Source organism: Lactobacillus sp. UCMA15818 (assembly GCF_030400225.1).
In the GTDB taxonomy this organism is placed as follows: Bacteria; Bacillota; Bacilli; order Lactobacillales; family Lactobacillaceae; genus Liquorilactobacillus.
Window position 1 is genome coordinate 106,369 of record NZ_VJYB01000003.1, and the last position, 23,305, is coordinate 129,673.

Annotated in this window: 20 protein-coding genes; 14 read left to right on the forward strand and 6 right to left on the reverse strand. The window is 34.9% G+C overall.

Going from position 1 to position 23,305, the window contains the following annotated elements; genetic code table 11:
• The first annotated feature begins 57 nt into the window (after window positions 1-57).
• Window positions 58-1,965 (forward strand): M13-type metalloendopeptidase, encoded by a 1,908-nt coding sequence (locus FFX44_RS05865; RefSeq protein ID WP_289978825.1) that lies wholly within the window; start codon window positions 58-60, stop codon window positions 1,963-1,965.
• A gap of 195 nt (window positions 1,966-2,160) precedes the next feature.
• Here the strand turns inward: FFX44_RS05865 and FFX44_RS05870 are convergent, their stop codons facing one another.
• From FFX44_RS05870 to rpmH, 5 genes are all read right to left on the reverse strand, one after another.
• The gene (locus tag FFX44_RS05870; protein ID WP_289978826.1) at window positions 2,161-2,784 is read right to left on the reverse strand and encodes an ATP-binding cassette domain-containing protein; all 624 of its coding nucleotides are present in this window, start codon (window positions 2,782-2,784) and stop codon (window positions 2,161-2,163) included.
• Between the two features lie 4 nt (window positions 2,785-2,788).
• Complete coding sequence (locus tag FFX44_RS05875) at window positions 2,789-4,783, reverse strand: DUF1430 domain-containing protein (RefSeq protein WP_289978828.1); 1,995 nt, start codon at window positions 4,781-4,783, stop codon at window positions 2,789-2,791.
• A gap of 285 nt (window positions 4,784-5,068) precedes the next feature.
• The gene (gene yidC, locus FFX44_RS05880; protein ID WP_289978829.1) at window positions 5,069-5,902 is read right to left on the reverse strand and encodes a membrane protein insertase YidC; all 834 of its coding nucleotides are present in this window, start codon (window positions 5,900-5,902) and stop codon (window positions 5,069-5,071) included.
• 23 nt (window positions 5,903-5,925) lie between these two features.
• Window positions 5,926-6,267: a ribonuclease P protein component gene (gene rnpA, locus FFX44_RS05885; protein WP_289978832.1), complete on the reverse strand. Its 342-nt coding sequence runs from the start codon at window positions 6,265-6,267 to the stop codon at window positions 5,926-5,928.
• 64 nt (window positions 6,268-6,331) lie between these two features.
• Window positions 6,332-6,466, reverse strand: a complete 135-nt coding sequence (rpmH, locus tag FFX44_RS05890; protein ID WP_289978833.1) for a 50S ribosomal protein L34 — start codon at window positions 6,464-6,466, stop codon at window positions 6,332-6,334.
• 508 nt (window positions 6,467-6,974) lie between these two features.
• On the opposite strand from rpmH, the gene dnaA reads away from it, so the two are divergent.
• From dnaA to dnaB, 13 genes are all read left to right on the forward strand, one after another.
• A complete protein-coding gene (gene dnaA, locus FFX44_RS05895; protein ID WP_289978836.1) occupies window positions 6,975-8,330 on the forward strand; it encodes a chromosomal replication initiator protein DnaA in 1,356 nt (451 codons plus the stop codon).
• Window positions 8,331-8,497: 167 nt separating this feature from the next.
• Window positions 8,498-9,637: a DNA polymerase III subunit beta gene (dnaN, locus tag FFX44_RS05900; protein WP_289978838.1), complete on the forward strand. Its 1,140-nt coding sequence runs from the start codon at window positions 8,498-8,500 to the stop codon at window positions 9,635-9,637.
• 248 nt (window positions 9,638-9,885) lie between these two features.
• Window positions 9,886-10,113, forward strand: a complete 228-nt coding sequence (yaaA, locus tag FFX44_RS05905; protein WP_289978842.1) for a S4 domain-containing protein YaaA — start codon at window positions 9,886-9,888, stop codon at window positions 10,111-10,113.
• A 3-nt stretch (window positions 10,114-10,116) separates the two neighbouring features.
• Window positions 10,117-11,241 carry a DNA replication/repair protein RecF gene (gene recF, locus FFX44_RS05910; protein ID WP_289978844.1) on the forward strand — a complete coding sequence of 375 codons (1,125 nt, stop codon included), beginning with the start codon at window positions 10,117-10,119 and terminating at the stop codon, window positions 11,239-11,241.
• Between the two features lie 39 nt (window positions 11,242-11,280).
• A complete protein-coding gene (gene gyrB, locus FFX44_RS05915; RefSeq protein WP_289978847.1) occupies window positions 11,281-13,230 on the forward strand; it encodes a DNA topoisomerase (ATP-hydrolyzing) subunit B in 1,950 nt (649 codons plus the stop codon).
• A gap of 42 nt (window positions 13,231-13,272) precedes the next feature.
• Window positions 13,273-15,744, forward strand: a complete 2,472-nt coding sequence (gene gyrA / locus FFX44_RS05920; RefSeq protein ID WP_289978850.1) for a DNA gyrase subunit A — start codon at window positions 13,273-13,275, stop codon at window positions 15,742-15,744.
• A gap of 184 nt (window positions 15,745-15,928) precedes the next feature.
• On the forward strand, window positions 15,929-16,216 hold the full coding sequence (gene rpsF / locus FFX44_RS05925; protein WP_289978853.1) for a 30S ribosomal protein S6: 288 nt from the start codon (window positions 15,929-15,931) through the stop codon (window positions 16,214-16,216).
• A gap of 35 nt (window positions 16,217-16,251) precedes the next feature.
• Window positions 16,252-16,782, forward strand: a complete 531-nt coding sequence (gene ssb / locus FFX44_RS05930; protein ID WP_289978855.1) for a single-stranded DNA-binding protein — start codon at window positions 16,252-16,254, stop codon at window positions 16,780-16,782.
• Window positions 16,783-16,801: 19 nt separating this feature from the next.
• Window positions 16,802-17,038, forward strand: a complete 237-nt coding sequence (gene rpsR, locus FFX44_RS05935; RefSeq protein ID WP_289978857.1) for a 30S ribosomal protein S18 — start codon at window positions 16,802-16,804, stop codon at window positions 17,036-17,038.
• A gap of 289 nt (window positions 17,039-17,327) precedes the next feature.
• Window positions 17,328-18,086 (forward strand): nicotinamide riboside transporter PnuC, encoded by a 759-nt coding sequence (gene pnuC / locus FFX44_RS05940; RefSeq protein ID WP_289978859.1) that lies wholly within the window; start codon window positions 17,328-17,330, stop codon window positions 18,084-18,086.
• Window positions 18,087-18,347: 261 nt separating this feature from the next.
• Window positions 18,348-20,351 (forward strand): DHH family phosphoesterase, encoded by a 2,004-nt coding sequence (locus tag FFX44_RS05945; protein ID WP_289978860.1) that lies wholly within the window; start codon window positions 18,348-18,350, stop codon window positions 20,349-20,351.
• A gap of 24 nt (window positions 20,352-20,375) precedes the next feature.
• Window positions 20,376-20,825 (forward strand): 50S ribosomal protein L9, encoded by a 450-nt coding sequence (gene rplI / locus FFX44_RS05950; protein WP_289978862.1) that lies wholly within the window; start codon window positions 20,376-20,378, stop codon window positions 20,823-20,825.
• A gap of 32 nt (window positions 20,826-20,857) precedes the next feature.
• Window positions 20,858-22,243, forward strand: coding sequence for a replicative DNA helicase (gene dnaB / locus FFX44_RS05955; RefSeq protein ID WP_289978863.1), 1,386 nt, complete (start codon window positions 20,858-20,860; stop codon window positions 22,241-22,243).
• 181 nt (window positions 22,244-22,424) lie between these two features.
• Here the strand turns inward: dnaB and FFX44_RS05960 are convergent, their stop codons facing one another.
• The gene (locus FFX44_RS05960) at window positions 22,425-23,294 is read right to left on the reverse strand and encodes a YitT family protein (protein WP_289978865.1); all 870 of its coding nucleotides are present in this window, start codon (window positions 23,292-23,294) and stop codon (window positions 22,425-22,427) included.
• Window positions 23,295-23,305: the final 11 nt, after the last annotated feature.

Sequence of the window (23,305 nt, forward strand, 5' to 3'; positions counted from 1 at the left end):
ATCAAATTATCTTTGAATTTAGTTTTTCTATTCAGTTTGAAAAAAGGAAGTGCATTTATGACAAAAACAGTAAATAAAGATTTAATAAAAGAAAACTTGTATCAGGCAGTGAATGGTGAATGGTTAAAGACTGCCAAAATTCCTTCAGATAAATCATCTACTGGCGGTTTCGCAGACTTGGCAGACAATATTGAAAAGGTACTAATGTCTGATTTTGAAAAAATGTTAAAAGAGCCCAATAATGTAACGGATCCTTATCTAAAAGAATTCATAAGATTCTATGCGTTAACTTCTAATTTTAAAAAAAGAGATACTGCTGGCTTTGAACCTGCCAAAAATTACCTTTCTGTGATTGAAAAGCTTGACTCTTTCGCGTCTTGGGAAAAACAACTTGGTTCATTAACATTGGCAGATTATCCGACACCTTTTTCAATTTATCTTGCACCTGATATGAAAAATACGACTGCCTATGCGCTGACAGCAGATGTTCCCAGTCTGATTCTCCCAGATAAAACCTACTATGAAGCTGACAACGAGTCTTCTAAGGCTCTCCTTGGAATCTATACTAAAATGCTGGCCAAGCTCTTTAAGCTTGCTGGCTATGCTGAAGATGCTACCAACAAAATAATTGCGGGCACGTTGGCTTTCGATAAATCAATTGTTCCTTATGTGAAAGATAGCACCGAGTTGGCAGACTACGTAAAGAGCTACAATAAGTATACTTTTGCTGATTTTCTTAAATTCAGTAATAATGTCAATTTGAAAAAATATGTAGCTGCACTAATCCATGACAATCCTGACCAAGTTATTGTTGCTGAACCAAAATTTTACGAAGCTTTTGATAAAATTATTAATCCGGAAACTTTCGATAATATGCGCAGTTGGCTCCTCTCAAAGACTTTATTATCAGTGAGCTCTTCTCTTTCCGATGAAGCACGAATCATTTCAGGTGAATATTCTAGGGCGATCTCTGGAAGCAAAGAACCAATGTCACCACAAAAAAGTGCTTTTTATCAGGCTGTTAATGTCTATAGTCAAGTAGTTGGGCTATACTATGCACATAAGTATTTCGGACCAGAAGCAAAAACAGACGTGATTGACATGGTCAAAAAGATGATTGATGTTTATAAAGAGCGCCTACAAGATAACGATTGGCTGGGTGAAGAAACCCGGAAAAAAGCTATTTTAAAATTAGAAAAACTTGGAATTCAAGTTGGTTATCCTGATAAACTAACAGAAATTTACAAGAAATTTATCGTTGAAGATAATGATTTGTTTAGTAATACTCTCAAGTTTACACAATTATCCATTATTGACCACTACAATAAGTGGAAGAAGCCTGTTGACCGGACAGAATGGGAAATGAGTGCATCTACTGTCAATGCTTATTATCATCCTTCTTATAATATCATTGTCTTTCCCGCTGCAATTTTACAAGCACCTTTTTATAGTTTAAATCAATCTTCAAGTGAGAACTTTGGGGGAATAGGTGCAGTTATTGCACATGAAATCTCACATGCCTTTGATAATAATGGTTCTCATTTCGATGAATTTGGTAACCTAAATAATTGGTGGAGTGACTCGGACTTAGAACATTTCCAGAAACTTGCTGATGCAATGATTGCTGAATTTAACGAACTTGAAACTCCAGCAGGTAAAGTAAATGGTAAATTAGTCGTTTCAGAAAATATTGCCGATGTTGGTGGTCTAAGTTGTGCCCTTGAAGCTGCCAAAAAAGAAGAAGATGTAAATCTCAAGGATTTCTTCTTCAACTGGGCTCGTGTATGGTGCCTCAAATCTTCGTTAGAAAGGCAGAAATTACTACTTAACATTGATGTTCATGCACCTCATGAATTAAGAGCAAATATTCAACCGCAAAACTTGGCCGATTTTTACTCAACATTCCATATTTCATCTGAAGATGGAATGTATCTGCCAGAAGAAAAACGAGTTGTAATCTGGTAGAATTGCTGATATCTCCAAAAAGAGAGAAAGTTTTGACTTTAGAAACACAACTATTCATAGTAATCAAAAAAGATGCTAGATCGAAATTTTGATCTAGCACCTTTTTTGGATTCACTTAATATTGTTTTCTGTTCAAATTACATAGTACCTACATCTAATATTTTAGAGATAAGCCATTCACACTCCATCTCTTCTTTATTTAAAGTCCAAGATATTAACCTGTTCATCGACGTAATCTTTTACAACATCATCATGTGTCGCAACTATTACTATTTTCCCAGCATTTGCCATTTCTTGCAGACTAGTTAAAACTAATTGCCGATTTATATTGTCCAATGCACCTGTCGGCTCATCAGCCAATATAATTGAAGGATTTTGTAGACTAAGTCTCGTTAAAGCAACCCTTTGTGTTTCTCCACCTGATAACGTATAAACCTTTCTTTTTAGATACCTATCAGTAAGACCGTATTTTTCAAGATATTTCTGTAATTCTGAAAGTTTATATTTTTTTACAATATTTAGATTCTGCATGACATTGTCTTCATCAACTAATGCATAGTTTTGAAATAAATAGCCGATAATTTTTCGATAATAGTCTAAAATATTTATCGTGTTAATATTTTTATCATCCAATGTAATTGTTCCGGCTGATAAATTATTCAATCGTCCGATGCTATTTAATAACGTTGTTTTTCCACCACCGGATGGTCCAACTAATGCATACATTTTCCCAGACTCAAAAGTATAGTTTACATTATTAAATACAACATAGTCATCAAATACCTTTTTTGCATTTTTAATTCTTAAAGAATGTTCCACTCTTCTATTCCCCCTTTATTACACTGGATATTTTCTTATTTAAACGCCTGCTTTGAATTCTTAATAATATAAATTCACCAAAATTTGAAAGTCCGAAAAGTGCCAATGCAATTGTTTGATCTTTAGTAATCAGTAAAACTATGCCTGCTTCAACGAGGCTCATTACAAATATTAAGAAAATAAACTTTCTAAATATTTTTAAAAAGTGCGTTCCTAACAATCTTTGAATGGCGATTTTCTTGCGATTATTGCTAAAATAGACACTGTTTAGCGCTATATTCTCAATCACTACTATTGATAACGCAATTCCAAAGACCGTTACTAAAAGTCGCAAGTTATTCTGAACTGTCGCTAGTTGCTTCATTGCATAACTTTTCGTATTAATTATGCTGCCTATATAATTTGTTATTCTGGCAAATTTCATTCCCTTTTGAATCGTTGAAACACTCGGACTAAGAAAAGCCTCATTAGAAAGATATGTTAACCAAACACTATTTGCGTCCACATTCTTTTGACTTGTTCCACCTAGAGATTCATTTGATAACACCGCTACAACTGCCGAATTGACAGTTCCTTCATAATAACCTAGATCTAGTGCCGCTGTACTATAGGTAAAAAGCTGCTGTCCTTTTTTAATTTCAATTGCTTTAATATGTAATTTTACGCCCATCTTTTTCTCAGCACTATTAAGCCACAAGTATTCACGGTATGATTTTAAAATTTGCTGCCGTCCAGCATACTGGTTGGTAGGAATGAGAATATAAGTTGTCTGCGTGTCTTTTGGTAAAATCACCTGATTTCCATCTGGATCAATAACATGATTTACCTTTAAATAATTGGCATTCACACTCAAAACATGCCCACTAAACAAATCTGAAACATTACCCTGATTACTGCTCCAACCTTGATAATTAGCTAACATTCCCCCATGGTTTTCTAAGTAATTAAAGAAGATTGCTGCTTTGTGATTTAATCGCTTTGTTTCCTCAGCTGTACTCTGTATCGAGGCTAAATTAACAGTATAATAAGTCTTCCCTTTCGTCCAAATTGATAGCTGGTCTTTTAATTGACGATCTTGTTTTAAGGTACCAAGTAATGAGACAAAAGCTACACAAACAAAAACTTCAATAACAATTTTGATTGCCATATTAATATAGAATGACATTTGACTCCGCATATCGCCTTTAATAGCATTAACAATCGTCTGTCTTGAATGAATCCTTGCCCTAATTACTGCTACAAAGATCATTACTACTGCTGCAATTACGTATAATACGAACGCAAAATATAACATTATGTGGTACGTATTTGTAAATCCACTTAACTGCATATATAGTGCTAGTATCATCAAACCAATTAAATAAACACTCACAAAATAGCTTTGATCCGATAAAAAACTGCGGAATGCATCTTCAAAGTTTGACATTCCTAAAAGACTTCTAATATTTATTTTCTTTAATTCTCTTAAATTTGCCAGTAATAAAACTATACCTAGTATTAAAAACGTTAGTAATATTAAATTAAAGACTTGATTGATATCTAGGAAATTTAGAATTCCCCAGTTCCAACTCTCATTAACTTTTTCATATTGAATTCCATTTTTCTTAAACATTTTTTCAATTGAGGAACTGTTTGTATGACCAATAAAATACAATGGGTATCTAATATCACTAGTCATGAATTCATTCTTTGTTGCTTTAGTTCCTGCTGGAAGCCTTCTTTTTTCCCCATATACATACATCCTGGTACTTGTATCATTTCCACCATCTACAATCGGTACACTAAAAACCTTAATAGCTGAGATCTTATGTTTTTTCGTATAACTATCAATTGCTTGATTGAACTTAGTAGAGTTGAGACCATTTTTCATCCCATTAATTTCATAAGATGTATGGCTTGATTCAATATAAGTTGTTCCTAGTGAACGTATAAATGCAAAAAGCACAAGTAAACAAATTATACTCACAAAACTTACTACAACATGCCTCGTTCTCTTCAATACAAATCCTCCCAGAGTTATCATTGACAATAATTATTTTAGCATATCTCAAAATCAAAAAAATAAGAATATATTTTTATTTTTAATTATATAACACTAAAAACTATTAGACTACCTTGATATACAATCAACAACAGAACAGTAAAGATATTTGATTTTTAATTCAAAATAATCAAGATACAAAAAAGCTCATAATTGCTAGACTTATTCGTCCAATAATTATGAGCTTCTTTCCTGATTTTAAAGCTTATGAATAATTTTGCAATTACTCAAAACTGACCATTTTTATTTTCTTTTACTTTTATATGCTCTTCGCTTTGCTTTTGCTATAACTCTCTTTTTATCTTTTTCAACTTTTTTCTTTTCTTCACGCTCACGATTAATTTTAAATGGATTACTTATTAACAGTGTCTGTCCTGCCGAAAAGGCATTTCCTATCACCCAATAAAGCGATAATGCTGATGGTAAGGAGATTGCAGTTACTAAGATAAATATCGGCATCCCATATGTCATTGCAGTCGTCATCCCATTTTGTTCTGGCTGTGACATCACACTCAGCTTAGAAGTTAAAAATGTAAAGATTGCAGCCAAGATAGGTAAAACAAAATATGGATCCTTATCTCCAAGTTTCATCCATAAAAATGTACCACTCTTCAAAACTTCAGATCTCAAAATAGCCTGATATAAAGCAATTAAGATAGGCATCTGGATTACCATTGGTAGACAACCAGCAACAGGATTAACACCAGCTTCAGCATATAGTTTTTGTTGCTCTGCACGTAACTTATTCTGCGTTTCCGTATCCTTTGCGGAATATTTACCTTGCAGTGCTTTCAACTGGGGTTGTAACTCTGTTGTTTTTCTCATGCTTTTCATCTGATAAAACATAAGAGGCAAAAGAATGACACGAATAATGATTGTAAACAAAATTATGCCTAAACCGTAACTATTGCCAAAAACCTTACTTAAAAACATGATTGCTTGGACAAAGCTCCAAATTATGTAATGATCCCATATGCCAGAGCTATTCTGAGTTACTGTTGACGTACTACAACCACTTAAAATAAAAACTAGTCCCACAACACATAATAGTGTGAGAATACGTTTTGTTTTTTTCACTACATTCCCCTCACTTCACAAGCTTATTTCAGCAAAACATGAGCCAGGCGTAGGACATGTATTAAGTTTTTCTTGGTATCAGCCATTGACACGCCTGAAATTGGTGGACGAGCAATAATTATAAAGTCACAATCCTGCCGTAAATTAGGTTTTAGTTCTGTTAAACTCTGCCTAATTCTTCGCTTAACCCAATTACGTGCTACTGAATTCCCAATTCTCTTCCCTACAGATATCCCTACCCTAAAATGTAACTGATCTGGTTTATCAATTACATAAACAACAAATTGTCTATTCGCACAAGACTTTCCTTGCATGAATACTTTTTGAAAATCTGCTTCCTTTTTGACACGGTATGATTTTCGCATAATCCATCTCCATGTGTCGTATAAAAATCTACATCAAAATAAAAGACCACTGACGGTCAGTGGCCTATGCAGACAATACTTTTCTACCTTTACGACGTCTACGTGCTAAAACAGAGCGACCGTTACTTGTACTCATACGTTTACGGAAGCCATGCACTCTTTGTCGATGACGTTTCTTAGGTTGATATGTTCTCTTCATTGGATTTTCCACCTCCTTGATAGACACTTAACAATGATAACGAAAATTTTACTAAAAAAACAAGCTTTTGTCAAGTCCTTATCTACGCAAGATATTTTATCATAGATTATCTACGGATTAAAGTAAATAAAAAAACAACCTGCAAAGTTATCCACAAAAAAGTTAAAAAGTGCTTATCTCCTGTGGATTTCTCTTTTTACTTTTTTTATTTCCACAAAACACTTAACAAGCTTCTACACCAATTCACAGGGTGTTACTAATTTGTCCACAAACAAACTTCAAGTTGTGGAAAACTATTTTTTACCCTTATTTAATAGCACTTCTGCTTTGCAAATCAGCTGTGGATAAGTTGAAAAATTAAATACTATCCGTACTTCTTTTTTTACCCTGTGGATAATTAATTTACACCCTGTGCTTTTTGTTTATTTCTTTTATACATACCTGTGGAAAACTTTTAGAAAAAATGCTAGACTATTATAATGAACGTTACAATAAAGGAGGTATCTACGTGCCCGATCTTGAAACCCTATGGCAATACATTTGTGATGAATTCAAAACAAAATTATCTACAATCAGCTATAATACCTGGCTTAAAGCCGTTAAGCCAATTGCTTTTTCATCTCAAACACTTGTTATTGAAGTCCCGACTGCCTTACATAAAGATTATTGGAAAGCAAATCTAAGCAAACAAGTTGTCGCTCTTGTTGCTGATTCAATCAATCAAACAATTACAGTGATTGCCAAGTTACCTGAAGAACCTAATCCGCTTTCTTCCGGCTTTTCTAGTAATAGAACAAAAAAAAATACTAAGTTAGTTGATTCGCGCCCAACTTTTATGCGCGAGACCAAACTAAATGAAAAGTATACTTTTAATACATTCGTTATCGGAAAAGGTAATCAAATGGCACACGCCGCAGCACTAGTAGTTGCAGAAGAGCCTGGAGCCTTATACAATCCTCTTTTCTTCTTTGGAGGTGTTGGTTTAGGTAAAACCCATTTAATGCACGCAATTGGTCACCAAATGTTGACTAATAACCCGCAAGCAACAGTCAAATACGTTACCAGTGAAGCTTTCGCTAATGATTTCATCAACTCAATTCAAACAAAACGTCAAGAAGAATTTCGCAAAGAATATCGCAGCGTTGATTTACTTTTAGTAGATGATATCCAATTTTTTGCTGATAAAGAAGGAACCCAAGAAGAATTTTTCCATACTTTCAATGCCTTATATGATGATAAAAAGCAAATTGTTCTTTCATCAGATCGCTTACCCAATGAAATTCCTAAACTGCAAAAAAGACTTGTATCACGCTTTAAATGGGGATTATCGGTTGATATAACCCCACCTGACCTTGAAACCAGAATTGCAATTTTACGCAACAAAGCCGATGCTGACGATTTAGATATTCCTGACGATACACTAAGCTATATAGCGGGACAAATTGACTCAAACATTCGTGAACTAGAAGGTGCCTTAGTGCGGGTACAGGCCTACGCTTCAATGACCCACCTTCCCATCTCCACTAGTTTGGCAGCAGATGCCTTAAAGAATTTAAAACTTAATGGAAAATCAACTGAAATTTCAATCTCAGTAATCCAAGACAAAGTAGCTAAGTACTATCACATCACTATCAGTGATTTAAAAGGAAAGAAAAGAGTTAAAAATATTGTAATTCCACGCCAAATAGCAATGTACCTTGCGCGAGAACTCACAGATGCTTCCTTGCCCAAGATTGGCCATGAATTTGGAGGAAAAGATCATACAACAGTAATTCACGCACATGAAAAAATTGCAGGTGCATTAAATACTGATTCAGAATTGCAACGGGAAGTTAATGACTTGAAAAGCAAATTAAAAAAATAGGTACGCTGTGAATTACTGTGAACAAAAAGCGTACTTACACACAAGATATACACATGTGCATATCTTTTAAATTCCAAGTCTTTCTCTAGTTTTCCACAGAATCAACAGGCCCTACTACTATTACTATTTACTTTATAATTAATATATATACACTTAGGAGGCACTTCATGAAATTCACAATAAATAGACTTGCGTTCATCAAAAGTCTGACAGATGTTCAAAGAGCAATCTCTACAAAAACAACTATTCCTATACTGAAAGGGATAAAATTAAATTTAGAAGCAAAGGGATTAACGCTTACAGGTAGTGATGCGGATATTTCGATTGAAACATTTATTCCTGCCGAAGATGATCAGGCACAACTACAAGTTGAAGAACCTGGGCAAGTTATCTTAGCTGCAAGAATATTTAGTGAAATTATTAAAAAACTTCCTGAAGATACACTAACTTTGGAAGTAACCGAGAATTATCAGACAGAAATCCTATCAGGATCTGCATCATTTTCAATTAAGGGGCTAAATGCAGAAAACTATCCTCATTTACCAGAAATTACAGCAGAAAATACTTTGAATCTTGAAAGTGACGTCTTAAAACAGATAATAGGACAGACTGTAATTGCAGTTTCAACTCAAGAAAGTCGGCCAATTCTTACAGGAGTTCATTTAACCATCAAAAACAACCAGTTATCTGCAGTTGCAACAGATAGTCACCGCCTTAGTCAACGCAAAATTACAATAACAGTTGCAGATGATGTATCGTATAACATCATTGTTCCAGGAAAGTCTCTTAGTGAACTATCAAAAATGATTGGGGAAGATGTAACTCAAGTTGAAGTAAGAATCTCTGAAAATCAAATATTATTTGAGTTCAACAACACAATTTTTTATTCAAGATTACTTGAAGGAAATTATCCTGATACAGATCGCTTGCTTCCAAAAGATTCCGAAACTGAAATTGGTTTTAATACAAGCGAATTTCTTGCATCAATCGAAAGAGCTTCACTACTATCTCATGCAGGTCAAAATAATATTGTAAAATTAGCATTAGATACTGAAAAGCAACAGGCAACAATCTATAGTAATTCACCTGAAATAGGTAATGTTGAGGAAGAATTAAAATTTCAAAAATTAACAGGAAATAATATTGAGATCTCATTCAATCCTGATTACATGAAAGATGCTTTGAGATCTTTTGGACAAAGTACAATTACAATTTCATTTACGGCTCCTTTACGACCGTTCACATTAGTACCTAGTGAAGATCAAGAACATTTTATCCAGTTAATTACTCCTGTTAGAACATATTAGAAAAGGTGAATAAATTTTCATACTAAATTACAGAAAAGAAATGAGTTTACGGCTCATTTCTTTTTATTTTGTTTAAAATAGTCTTAAAAGGCCAAAAAATACAAATCTGTGGGTTTTAAACTGTGTCTAGTCTCTTTATATTAACAGACCTTAAAATAGCTTATATCGGATAATAGGCCCTTGTATGATTGTTATTTGCTTTAAAAAAGTTTATAATTGAAGTTAAATGAGGAAGTTGGTGAAAGTTGTTGGATAATGAGATTCTTCTAAAAACTGAGTATATTACTTTGGGGCAAATGCTAAAAATTGCTGCAATAATTGATTCTGGCGGACAAGCAAAATGGTTTTTGCAAGAAAATGAAGTTTGGGTTAATGGTGAACAGGATAATCGAAGAGGTCGAAAACTTTATGCGGGTGATCAAGTAAATATCCCCACAATAGGGAAATTTTTAATGCGTTCGAAACAGGCTAGGTAGCCTATGTATTTAAAAGAATTAACACTGAAAAATTTTCGCAACTATTATGATATTAGTTTGGAGTTTTCACCGCAAATTAATATATTGATTGGTGAAAATGCGCAGGGAAAAACAAATCTGCTTGAGGCAATCTATGTTTTAGCAATGGCAAGGAGTCATCGGACAAATAATGAGCGTGAATTAGTGAATTTCACCAAAGAAGAAGCCTCAATTCAAGGAACATTGGAACGAAAGATAAGCAAACTGAAGCTCGAACTTTTTTTAGGTAAAAAGGGTAAAAAAGCAAAAGTAAATCATCTGGAGCAAGCAAAGTTGTCGCAATATATTGGTCAAATGAATGTTATTTTATTTGCTCCTGAAGACCTAGCGCTCGTCAAGGGGGCACCAGCAGTTAGACGAAAATTTATTGATATGGAATTCGGACAAATTGATCCGCATTATTTATATAATTTGAGCCAGTATCGCGTACTTTTAAAACAAAGAAATCATTATTTAAAACAACTTCAATTAAAGCAGACCAAAGATTTAGTCTTACTGGAGGTCCTTTCTGATCAGATTGCAGCATTTGGAGCAGAGATTATTGCAAAACGAATTACTTTTTTAAGTGAACTTGAGAAATATGCTCAAGATGTTCAAGCACAGATAACGGAGCAAAAAGAAGAACTTAACTTCAAGTATAATACTAGCGTTGAAAATATTTATGAAAAAGATGTTAAGCAATTATACATTGACTTAAAAAAAATTTATCAGAATAATCAAAACAAAGAAATATTTCAAGGGTCGACACTGTACGGACCGCATAGAGATGATGTTCAATTTTTAATCAATAAAAAAAATGTTCAGATTTTTGGCTCGCAAGGACAGCAAAGAACGACTGCGTTAGCTGTAAAATTAGCAGAAATTGATTTAATGAAAAATGAAACAGGTGAATATCCGATTTTATTGTTGGATGACGTTTTGTCGGAACTCGATGGAGCTCGACAAACACAATTATTACGAGCAATCCAAGAAAGAGTTCAGACATTCTTAACAACACCTAGTATGAGTGAAGTGACAAAAAGATTAATAAAAGATCCTAAAATATTTAGAATAAGTGCTGGAACTATAGAAGCGGAAGAATATAAATAATAATATTTTTTATGGATTAAAAGTTGGAGGGGATTAAAGTTGACAGATAAGGAAATAATAGAAGCCAAAGAAGCACGCGCGCAAGAATATGATGCGAGTCAGATTCAAGTGCTTGAAGGACTTGAAGCTGTGAGAAAGCGTCCGGGAATGTATATCGGAACAACAAGTTCACAAGGACTGCATCATCTAGTATGGGAAATCATTGATAATGGTATTGATGAGGCGTTGGCAGGATTTGCAGATGAAATTAATGTAACTATTGAGAAGGATAACAGTATAACTGTCACAGATAATGGTAGAGGGATACCAGTAGATATTCAGACAAAAACAGGCAGACCAGCGCTTGAAACGGTCTTTACAATTCTACATGCTGGTGGAAAATTTGGCGGTGGTGGTTACAAAGTTTCAGGTGGACTTCATGGTGTTGGAGCTTCCGTCGTAAATGCTTTATCTACAAATCTTAATGTTGAAGTTAAGAAAAATGGTAAGATTTATGCAATCGATTTTAAACGTGGAAAAGTAAGTCACGAGATGAAAATCATTGGCGAATGTGGTGAACATGAGCATGGGACAAAGGTTCATTTCCTACCAGATCCAGATATCTTTGTAGAGACGACCGTTTATGATATCAAAATATTAACTACAAGAATAAGAGAACTTGCATTTCTAAACAAAGGACTAAAAATTACGATTACAGATAATCGCGATGAAAGGCCCAAAACAAAAGAATTTCATTATATCGGTGGGATTAAGCATTATGTTGAATTTCTTAATAAAGGAAAGGAAGTCTTATTTGAAGAGCCTATTTATGTAGAAGGCGAGCAAAAGGGAATAACGGTTGAAGTCGCTCTGCAATATACTGATGATTTTCATTCTAATTTAATGACATTTGCTAATAATATTCACACATATGAAGGTGGAACTCATGAAGCTGGATTTAAGACTGCACTGACTAGAGTGATTAATGATTATGCACATAAGAGCGGAAGGATAAAAGAAAATGAAGACAACCTTTCTGGTGAAGATGTGCGTGAAGGTATAACAGCAGTCGTCAGCATTAAGCATCCAGATCCACAATTTGAAGGACAAACAAAAACAAAATTAGGTAATTCAGATGCAAGAACAGTCACGGATAGAATGTTTGCTGAACATTTTTCTAAATTCATGATGGAGAATCCAACAATCGCTAGAAAAGTTGTAGATAAGGGTTTACTAGCATCTAAAGCAAGAATTGCAGCAAAACGTGCACGTGAAGTAACTAGAAAAAAGAATGGTCTGGAAATTAGTAATTTACCTGGAAAGTTAGCTGATAATACAAGCAAAGATCCTGAAATCTCAGAATTATTTATCGTCGAGGGAGACTCTGCTGGTGGTTCAGCAAAACAAGGGCGTTCAAGATTAACCCAAGCAATTTTACCTATCAGGGGTAAGATTTTGAATGTTGAAAAGGCAACATTGGATAGAATATTAGCCAATGAAGAAATTAGATCACTATTTACAGCTTTGGGAACGGGCTTTGGTCAGGAATTCAATGTTGAAAAAGCTAACTATCATAAATTAATAATAATGACAGATGCCGATGTTGATGGTGCGCATATCCGTACGTTGTTATTAACACTCTTCTACAGATTTATGAGACCGATGATTGATAAAGGATTCGTTTATATTGCCCAGCCACCACTATACCAAGTACGACAAGGAAAATTGATTAGGTATATTGACACTGATACTGAACTTGATGAGGTCTTAGGACAGTTGCAACCATCACCAAAACCAACTATTCAACGATATAAAGGTTTGGGTGAAATGGATGCTGAGCAACTATGGGAAACAACCATGGATCCAGAAAATAGACGTTTGCTAAGAGTTAGACTTGAGGACGCGGAAGAAGCAAATGGAGTATTTGAAATGTTGATGGGTGACAAGGTTGAGCCAAGACGTGAATTTATTGAAGCGAATGCAACCTTTGTTGATAACTTGGATGTATAGATATTTCCGAGGAAATATTTGAGAAATTAGGAGGGATAGACGTTGGTAGATCTTCCAAATAGAATTAAAGATTCCGATTTATCTGGAATTATGCGAAAGTCTTTTATGGAATATGCAATGAGTGTAATTGTTGCCCGTGCGTTGCCAGATGTACGTGATGGATTGAAACCAGTCCATCGCAGAATTTTATATGGGATGAATGAGTTAGGGGTAACTCCTGATAAACCATATAAAAAGTCTGCAAGAATTGTAGGAGATGTTATGGGAAAGTATCATCCACATGGAGATTCTGCAATTTATGAATCAATGGTCAGGATGGCACAAGAATTTAGTTATAGGTACATGCTCGTTGACGGACACGGTAATTTTGGATCTGTCGATGGTGATGGCGCTGCCGCAATGCGTTATACGGAAGCACGTATGAGTAAGATAGCTACAGAAATGCTACGTGATATTAATAAAAATACCATTGATTTTACAGAAAACTATGATGGATCAGAAAGGGAACCTGTTGTACTTCCAGCAAGGTTTCCAAATTTACTTGTCAATGGAGCAACAGGAATTGCGGTAGGGATGACTACTAATATTCCACCTCATAACTTGGCGGAAGTAATTTCTGGATTACATATTTTAATGAAAAATCCTGAAGCAACAACGGCTGATTTAATGGAGGTAATTAAAGGTCCCGATTTCCCTACAGGAGGGATTGTTTTAGGCAAATCTGGAATTCGCAAAGCTTATGAAACTGGTAAGGGAACTGTTACAATTAGGGCTAAAGTTGAGATTGAGGAATCAACAAATGGTCGTGAACAAATAATTATTAATGAATTGCCATATATGGTTAACAAAGCGAAACTAATCGAAAGAATTGCTGAGTTGGCACGTGATAAAAAAATTGAAGGAATTACGGATATTCGTGATGAATCTGATCGAGAAGGTATGCGTGTCTCAATAGATATTAGACGCGATATGAGTGCATCTGTTGTTTTGAATAATTTATACAAATTAACATTAATGCAGACTACATTTGGATTTAATATGCTGGCGATTGTAAAAGGGACACCTAAAATTCTTAGCTTGAAGCAAATTTTAAAGTACTATCTTGAACACCAAGAAATCGTTATCAGACGTAGAACAGAGTTTGAGTTAAAGAAAGCTCAAGCAAGGGCACATATTTTAGAGGGTTTGAGAATAGCACTTGATCACATTGATGAAATCATCAATATTATTCGTAGTTCTAAGAGTGGTGAAATTGCTAAGGGAAAGTTGATTGAAGGCTATCAGCTATCTGATAAGCAAGCTCAAGCTATTTTAGATATGCGCTTGGTTCGTCTAACGGGCTTGGAACGTGAGAAGATAGAAGATGAGTACAACAAGTTGCTTGAAGCTATCGCGGATTATAAGGATATTCTTGCACATACTGAACGAATTGATGAGATTATCTATCAGGAGTTACTGGAAATACAAGAAAAATATGGTGATGAACGTAGAACCGAATTATTGGTGGGAGAAGTACTCAGCATTGAAGATGAAGATTTAATCGAAGAAGAAGATGTTGTGATAGCCCTCACTCATAACGGTTATATTAAACGCTTAGCAACAAGTGAATTTAAGGCTCAACGTCGAGGTGGTCGAGGCGTCCAAGGAATGGGAGTTCATGATGATGACTTCATTGAGCACTTAGTTAATACTTCTACACACGATGAGCTTTTATTCTTCACAAATATGGGGAAAGTCTACCAGATGAAGGGTTATGAAATTCCTGAATATGGACGTACAGCAAAAGGAATACCGGTTATCAATTTGCTTGGTATAGATTCGGGAGAAAAGGTTCAGGCGGTCATAAATATTTCGCGTGATATGAAGAAAAAGAAAATGTATTTGTTTTTTACCACACGTCTAGGAATTTCGAAACGTACGTTGGTTAGTGAATTTTCAAACATTAGAAGTAACGGATTAAAAGCAATTACGTTGAAGGAAAACGATGAGTTAATTAGTGTCTTGATTACCGATGGAAACAAAAACATCATAATTGGAACACATCTAGGATATGCGGTTAGTTTCTCCGAGAAGGATGTCAGATCAATGGGAAGATTGGCAGCAGGTGTCAGAGGAATTCGCTTAAGAGATGAAGATTATGTGGTTGGAGCAGATATTTTATATCCAGATAGTCACGTCTTCGTAATTAGTGAGAATGGCTTCGGCAAACAGACATCAGCTTCAGAGTACCCAATAAAGGGTCGAGGAGGCAAAGGAATAAAAACATCTAATGTTACTGAAAAAAATGGACCAGTTGCGGGCTTAACAACAGTTATTGGTACTGAAGACATTATGTTAATTACAAACAAGGGAGTTACGATCAGATTTAATATTGATAGTGTCTCTGAAACTGGGAGAGCAACTCTAGGTGTGCATCTGATCAAGATTGAAGAAGGTGCATTTGTTTCAACGATGGCAAAAGTTGCACCGGAAGAGCTTGATGAAGAAGGACAGGATGAAAAAAATAATCTTTGACAGAATTAGAGATTTTGCGTATTTAAAAATATAGGCAGTGATAAGAATTTAGATGCCTTGTAATATTATATTGAAAATGATATAATGTTTGTTCGTTAGTATCTAACTAGAAATAGCATTAGATTACTTTCCTTGTTCTTAACAGAATTAAGAACCAACAGTCCATAAGGAGGTGTAAACAGTCATGACATACGAAATTACTTATATTATCAGCCCAGCAATTGATGAAGCTGCTAAAGCTACATTGGTTGATCGTTTCGACAGTATTTTAAAAGATAACGGTGCTGAAATTGTAGATTCAAAAGACTGGTCTAAGCGTCGTTTTGCATACGAAATCGGTGGTTTTACAGAAGGAACATATCATATTGTAAATACTAAAGCTGATGATGCCGTAGCAATCGACGAATTTGATCGTCTTGCAAAGATTAATGATGCAATCTTACGTCATATGATCGTTAAACGCGAAGCTTAATTAAGAAAATAAATAGTTAAAGGGGGAGTAGAACTTTGATTAATAGAGCTATACTTGTAGGTCGATTAACAAGAGATCCTGATTTGCGTTATACCTCTAGCGGTGCTGCTGTTGCAACATTTACTATCGCTGTAAATCGCCAATTCACAAACCAACAAGGTGAGCGTGAGGCAGATTTTATTAATTGTGTAATTTGGCGTAAAGCTGCAGAAAATTTTGCAAACTTTACACATAAAGGATCTTTGATAGGTGTAGAGGGACGTATTCAAACTAGATCTTATGAAAATCAACAAGGAAATAGGGTCTATGTTACAGAAGTTATTGTTGATAGCTTCTCATTACTTGAATCACGTTCACAATCTGAGCGTCAGCAAAGTAATAGTAACTCACAAAGTTCTAGTCCTTCGCAAGGAACAAAGTCAAATTCAGGAGATAATCCATTTGGTAGTATGATGAATAGTAATAATTCATCCAGTAGTAATACAAATACAAATACAAATGATGCTGATCCGTTTGCCAGTAATGGGCAACAGATTGATATCTCGGATGATGACTTGCCATTTTAGATAGCAAGGAGGGAAAACAATGGCACAACAACGTAGAGGTGGCCGCCGTCGCCGTAAGGTAGATTTTATTGCAGCAAACCATATTGAGTATATTGATTATAAAGATACTGATCTTTTGAAACGCTTTGTTTCCGAACGTGGTAAAATTTTACCTCGTCGAGTTTCTGGAACTAGTGCAAAGAACCAACGTCGTTTGACAATTGCAATCAAGCGCGCTCGTATTATGGGTCTTTTACCATTTGTAACAGAAGATTAAAAATTAAAGATGTGGCTAATCCGCATCTTTTTTTTTGCGATAAAAAGGCATTTAAATTATATTTTTAACAATATATAGTATGCTTTACTTAAATTTTCTCAATATGTTGTATGAATGGAGCCGAGAATATGGTAAACTATTCTTGGCTCTTTTTTAACGAAGAAATCGTAATCTGCAGCAGTCGATTTCAGAATACTAAAAAAGCTGTAACTTTAGTCGCTTTTTGACTGTAAACAATTTAAGAGATAAGAACAAAAGGATTTTAAAACTATTAAAAAGGGATGGAAATATGTTTAATCGTTATATAGCTGTATTATCAAATTTACCAGAGTATTCTAAGAATGTTTTTAGGAAAAATTATTTTAGTTGGTTGTTAAATCAGTGTAAAGGCTGGGGTAGATTTAGCTATGGGCTACTTTTATTTAATTTTGTATTACAAGTATTTTCATTATTGCAATCATTTAGTGTTGCCCCTACACAATCGCTTTTATCGTTTATTGGGGGAAATTTATCAGTTGCCTGTGTTATAGGTATTTCTAACCGTTCAGGAATTCAAGGTTGGGCTGGAGCGTTAAGTGCGGTCTGTATAGCAAGTGTTGGTTTTATGGCCGGAAATTATGCAACAGCTTGGGAACAAATCGGATATCTAATTTTTCTAGATATTTTTTGTATTCTTGATCCGAAATGGAATGATAATATTCAAGCTGAAAAATTTGAGAATATTAAAGATTGGATTTATTATATTCTATTCTTTATCGTGGCATGGGGCGTTATCTATTATATTTTTAGCATGACAAATGATCCGCGTGTCTTCTTGGATAGCTTGAACTTAGCTATGGCAATCACTGGTTCTTTGTTGGAATTAAATCGGAAACGCGAGCAGTACTTCGTATGGACCATAAGTTCTGTTTTCACAATTGCATTATGGATGCAAACGATGTTACAAGGTGATGGTAATTTTGCACTGATTTTCAGTTACGGAGTGTTTTTCTTGAATGACATGTATGCATTCTTTAGTAAACGTGGTTGGTTCAAAGCTACAGAATAAATTAAATGAAGTATTTTTAAAGTAAAAGAGATAGGAGCTGGATCAAAAGTTAAATTTTGATCTGGCTTTTTTAATTTGGAATCAATAATTAGTTGGTATAGTAATTTCATTTTTGCTGGAGTATGTATCTCAGTTGTGTTTGTGATAAAATAAGGAACAAAGTCAAAGTCTACGGAACAGACTGTGTTTTTTCGATTATTAAGATTTTTGTATAAAATTTAATTTAACACTGAAAATACTTGTAGGAATGAGGAGAATATTTTGAAACAGTTTTTTTCAAGGGATTTTTTGCATTTCCCGTCATTCATGAAAAATGAAAAATTGCGTATTATTGCGATATTCCTATTAATGATATCTTTAGTTTGTGTAGCAATGTCATTTGTAGTCAGCTGGGTCTTAGGGATCTTCATAGCTACGCTTGTTTTAATAACTATTATTGTTTCTTTTTTTGTTTTAAAAGCAATCACTGAAGACACCACTGAATATATTTCTGACTTGTCGTACCGGATAAAAAGAGGAGAACAAGAATCTTTAATAAAGATGCCAGTTGGAATTATGTTTTTGAACGGAGAAAATGAAATCGAGTGGGTCAATCCTTACTTGCAGAAGTATTTCGGTCAGGAGGAAGTACTAGGTAAAGCTTTATCTGCAGTGGATAAAGAATTGGCAGCGGTAGTTGGGAAATATGGTGCAGAAAAAAAGCCTGTCGAAGTTTCATGGCGTGAGTATCGTTTCCAATTGTTAATTGAAAATGATATCCATGCAGTATATCTGATGGATATTACACGTTATGCAAAGATCGAACAGCATGATAAAGATACTGACGTGGTAATTGGACAAATTTTTATTGATAACTATGATGAAGTGACTCAGACAATGAATGATAAGAGTGTCTCAAATATTAGTAATTATGTAACAAACGAACTTTCTAATTGGGCAAAGAAGTATCAAATGTACTTGAAGAGAATAGATGATGATCATTTCTTTATCTTGGCATACGCAAGCGTCTTAGAAAAATTAGAAGAGGATAAGTTTAAGATTTTGGATAGAATTCGTGAGAGAACATCTAAACAAAACCTCCCTCTAACTTTGAGTATGGGGATTTCTTACGGTGAAGATGATTTGGCACTTCTTTCGAAAACGGCACAAAATAACTTAGATCTTGCTCTGGGACGAGGTGGAGACCAAGTTGTAGTTAAGACTCCTGAACAACAGGCACGCTTTTATGGTGGAAAAACAAATCCAATGGAGAAGCGAACTAGGGTTAGGGCTAGAATGATAGCTCAAGCTTTGCAAGAACTTATGAGTCAAACAGATCAGGTTTTTGTGATGGGGCATAAGTATCCTGACATGGATTCGATTGGTGCGTGTTTAGGGTTACGAAGAATAGCTGCTATGAATCAAAAAAAATGTTGGATAGTTTTGGATAACGAGAAACTACATTCTGATGTAACTAGATTAATGGATGAACTTTCGCAATATCCTGAAATAAAAGGAACTGTTATTTCAGTTGAAGAGGCTCTTGAAAAAGCAACAAAGCAAAGTCTATTGATAATGGTTGATCATTCAAAACCTTCAATTTCGACTAGTCAGGAACTATATAAAAAGTTAGCCAATCGAATGATGGTAATTGATCATCATAGACGTGGTGAGGAATTTCCAGAGAATCCAATCTTAGTTTATATTGAACCATATGCATCTTCAACATGTGAGTTAATCACGGAAATGTTTGAGTATCAGTCACGTGATAGTGAACCAATTAATAAGATAGAGGCCACAGCAATGTTGACCGGAATAATAATCGATACAAAATCATTTACTTTACGTACGGGAACGAGAACATTTGATGCAGCTAGCTACTTGCGTTCAGTGGGTGCTGATTCAGCGATGGCACAGCATTTTATGAAAGAAAATGTTGATAATTTCTTACAAAGGAATCACTTGATCGATCGTGTAGAATTTATCGGTAACAGAGTTGCACTTTGTGTCGGAGAAAAGGATAAGATATATGATTCAGTGATTGCTGCACAGGCCGCTGATGCATTGCTGAGTGTTAGTGGTGTGGAAGCATCATATGTCGTTACTAGACGTTCTGACGGGAAGATAGGGATATCCGCACGAAGTAATGGCAAGGCAAATGTCCAAGTTGTGATGGAAGAACTTGGCGGTGGTGGACACCTTTCCAATGCTGCAACACAATTAGAGGATGTCACAATTGATGTCGCAAAGGAAGAGCTACAACGGGCAATTGAAGAGAACAGTTAGTATTAATCTTTGGAGGGGTAAGTTATGAAAGTTATTTTTTTACAGGATGTAAGGGGCAAAGGCAAGCGCGGTGAAATAAAAGAAGTTCCAGATGGTTATGCAAATTTCTTGATTAAGGGAAACAAAGCTAAATCAGCAACTGTCCAAGCAATGAGTCAGCTTAAGGGACAACAAAAAGCGGAAGAGAAACGCGAAACTGAAATTTTTGTAGAAGCACAAGAATTAAAGCTGAAATTAGAGTCCGGTGAAATGATTGTCGAAATGAAAGCTAAGGCTGGTGAAGATGGACGTTTATTTGGTTCAATTACAAGTAAACAGGTAGCTCAGGCACTTAACCAGCAATATTCTTTGAAGATTGATAAAAGAAAAATGGAGCTGAGCGAGCCAATCAAAACGCTTGGATATTCCAATATTCCAGTTAAGTTACACAACAAAGTTACAGCAAAAATTAGAGTACACATTACAGAACAATAAATTAATTTTAGCAGGTAAAGGGTGAATGGATTATGAACAATGAAGAGTTGATTGATCATTTGCCTCCTCAAAATGTTGGAGCTGAGCAAGCTGTTTTAGGGGCGGTCTTTTTGCGTTCAGAGGCGCTTATAGAAGCAATGGAATACCTGCAAGCAGAAGACTTTTACAAAAGAGCACATCAAATTATCTTTCAAGCAATGATTGATTTGAATAACCAAGATGAAGTTATCGATGTTATTACAATTAATAACTATTTAACTTCTAATCAACAAGTTGATGATGTTGGTGGAGTTGCATATATTGCAGAACTTGCTGCAGCCGTTCCAACTGCCGCAAATATTGTGTATTACGCAAGAATTGTTGAAGAGAAGGCATTACTGCGGAGATTGATAGCAACTGCGACTAATATTGTTACGCAAACTTATTCGCAAGATGAGGATGTTCCATCATTATTAGATGATGCTGAGCGTCAAATTATGGAAGTATCTGAACGCAGGAATCGAACTGGGTTTAAGCCCATCAATGATGTACTGAATAGTACTATGGAAGAAATTGATAGGCTTTATCAACAAGATGAAGAAGTAACAGGTTTGCCAACAGGATATCCTGATCTTGATAAGATGACTGCTGGATTACAACCAGATAACCTAATTATTTTGGCTGCTCGACCAGCCGTTGGTAAGACTGCTTTCGCACTAAATATTGCACAAAATATTGGAACAAAGACGGATAGTACAGTAGCTATTTTTTCACTAGAAATGAGCGCTGAATCATTAGTTAATAGAATGTTGTGTGCCGAGGGGAGTATCAATGCTAATCACCTAAGAACAGGGCAGCTTGAGGATGATGAGTGGCAAAAATTAGTTGTAGCTATGGGTTCGTTATCACAAGCTGCTATCTATATTGATGATACTCCAGGTATTAAAATGGCAGAAATTCGGGCAAAATGTCGAAGACTAGCGAAGGAGAAAGGCAAACTAGGATTAATTGTAGTCGATTATTTGCAGCTAATTGAAGGTTCAAATAAAGAAAGTCGGCAACAAGAAGTCTCAGAGATTTCACGGCAATTAAAGAAATTGGCTAAGGAATTATCCGTACCAATCATCGCTTTATCACAGTTGTCACGTGGCGTTGAACAACGACAAGATAAGAGACCTGTCTTATCTGATATAAGAGAGTCAGGTTCGATTGAACAGGATGCAGATATTGTTGCCTTTTTATATCGTGATGACTACTATGAGCGTTCGGGATCAGATGGAGACGAAGATGAACGGCAAGATGAGGCTGTACAAGATGTGGGTGAGGTTGAGGTTATTATTGAAAAAAACCGTTCTGGAGCCCGTGGTACGGTTAAACTGTTATTTGTAAAGTCGTATAATAAGTTTTCATCTGTCTCTTATATTCCAACTCAAGGATAATAACAAGCAGATAAATTATATGAATGATGAGAAGATTGCCAATTAATTTGAGGCTATCTTTTTTTATTATTTGTGCAATCTGAATTATTTACGGAAATGCGAACTAATAAAGGAACTTTGCCAAAATATAAATTTCAGTAAAGTTCCTTTGTTATACTTACAAAATACTAGAGTAATTATTTTAGAAGCGTCTAATATAATTTCCATTTAATACTTCAGTTGTTTGAACATTGATAAAGGCATTTTTATCTACAAGTAGTATCACATGTTTTAAAAAGGAAATATCACTTTTTTGAATGATCATAACTAACATATCGGTTTTTTGATTCGTATAAATTCCCTTTCCGGAAAATAGCGTAGCACCATGTGTATAATCATGTAAACTTTCTATTATTGATTCAGATTTTTTTGTCAGAACAACTAGAGTAACGTCATTTTGCTGAATATATATTTTATCCATGATAAAGCTCGTAATAACCATCCCGATTAAACTGTAAGTTGCACCAGAAATACCAAAAAAAATTGCTGTAAATCCAAGTACCACAGTGTTAATGATAGTATTCACAAACCCAATATTTCGGTGGAATTTTTGTTGGATAAAGCTCACAATAACATCGGTTCCTCCTGTAGAAAAGCCACTTCGAAAACAGAATCCGATTCCAATTCCAATAATTACGCTACCTACTAATGTATTGGTCAGCCTCTCAGTAATAACACTCGTCTCCGGGATAAGGTGCAAAAAAAGTACATTCGAAATTACTGCTACCAAGGAAAAAAACGTATAACTACTACCAAAAATGAACCATGAAAAAATCACGAGTGGGATATTCAATAAGATAATTAGTGTCGCGATACTCAAATCAATATGACTCATTACCAAAATACCGTTTAGCAATTGAGCAATTCCTGGAATTCCGATAGAATACGAATGTGCCGAGTTCAAAAATAGATTGATACCCAAGGCTGATAATAAGCCGTATAAACTTGCAATCATAAATTTAAACAACCAATTTAAATATGAATTATCAATGAAATATTTTTTTCTTTTCATAACAAACCAAC

Excerpts from the sequence above, each read along its gene's own strand:
- FFX44_RS05960 (WP_289978865.1), bottom strand. The coding sequence starts at position 23,294 with ATGAAAAGAAAAAAATATTTCATTGATAATTCATATTTAAATTGGTTG.
- dnaB (WP_289978863.1), top strand. The coding sequence starts at position 20,858 with ATGAACAATGAAGAGTTGATTGATCATTTGCCTCCTCAAAATGTTGGA.
- rpsR (WP_289978857.1), top strand. The coding sequence starts at position 16,802 with ATGGCACAACAACGTAGAGGTGGCCGCCGTCGCCGTAAGGTAGATTTT.
- recF (WP_289978844.1), top strand. The coding sequence starts at position 10,117 with ATGTATTTAAAAGAATTAACACTGAAAAATTTTCGCAACTATTATGAT.
- rpmH (WP_289978833.1), bottom strand. The coding sequence starts at position 6,466 with ATGAAGAGAACATATCAACCTAAGAAACGTCATCGACAAAGAGTGCAT.
- pnuC (WP_289978859.1), top strand. The coding sequence starts at position 17,328 with ATGTTTAATCGTTATATAGCTGTATTATCAAATTTACCAGAGTATTCT.
- FFX44_RS05865 (WP_289978825.1), top strand. The coding sequence starts at position 58 with ATGACAAAAACAGTAAATAAAGATTTAATAAAAGAAAACTTGTATCAG.
- rnpA (WP_289978832.1), bottom strand. The coding sequence starts at position 6,267 with ATGCGAAAATCATACCGTGTCAAAAAGGAAGCAGATTTTCAAAAAGTA.
- rplI (WP_289978862.1), top strand. The coding sequence starts at position 20,376 with ATGAAAGTTATTTTTTTACAGGATGTAAGGGGCAAAGGCAAGCGCGGT.
- dnaN (WP_289978838.1), top strand. The coding sequence starts at position 8,498 with ATGAAATTCACAATAAATAGACTTGCGTTCATCAAAAGTCTGACAGAT.
- rpsF (WP_289978853.1), top strand. The coding sequence starts at position 15,929 with ATGACATACGAAATTACTTATATTATCAGCCCAGCAATTGATGAAGCT.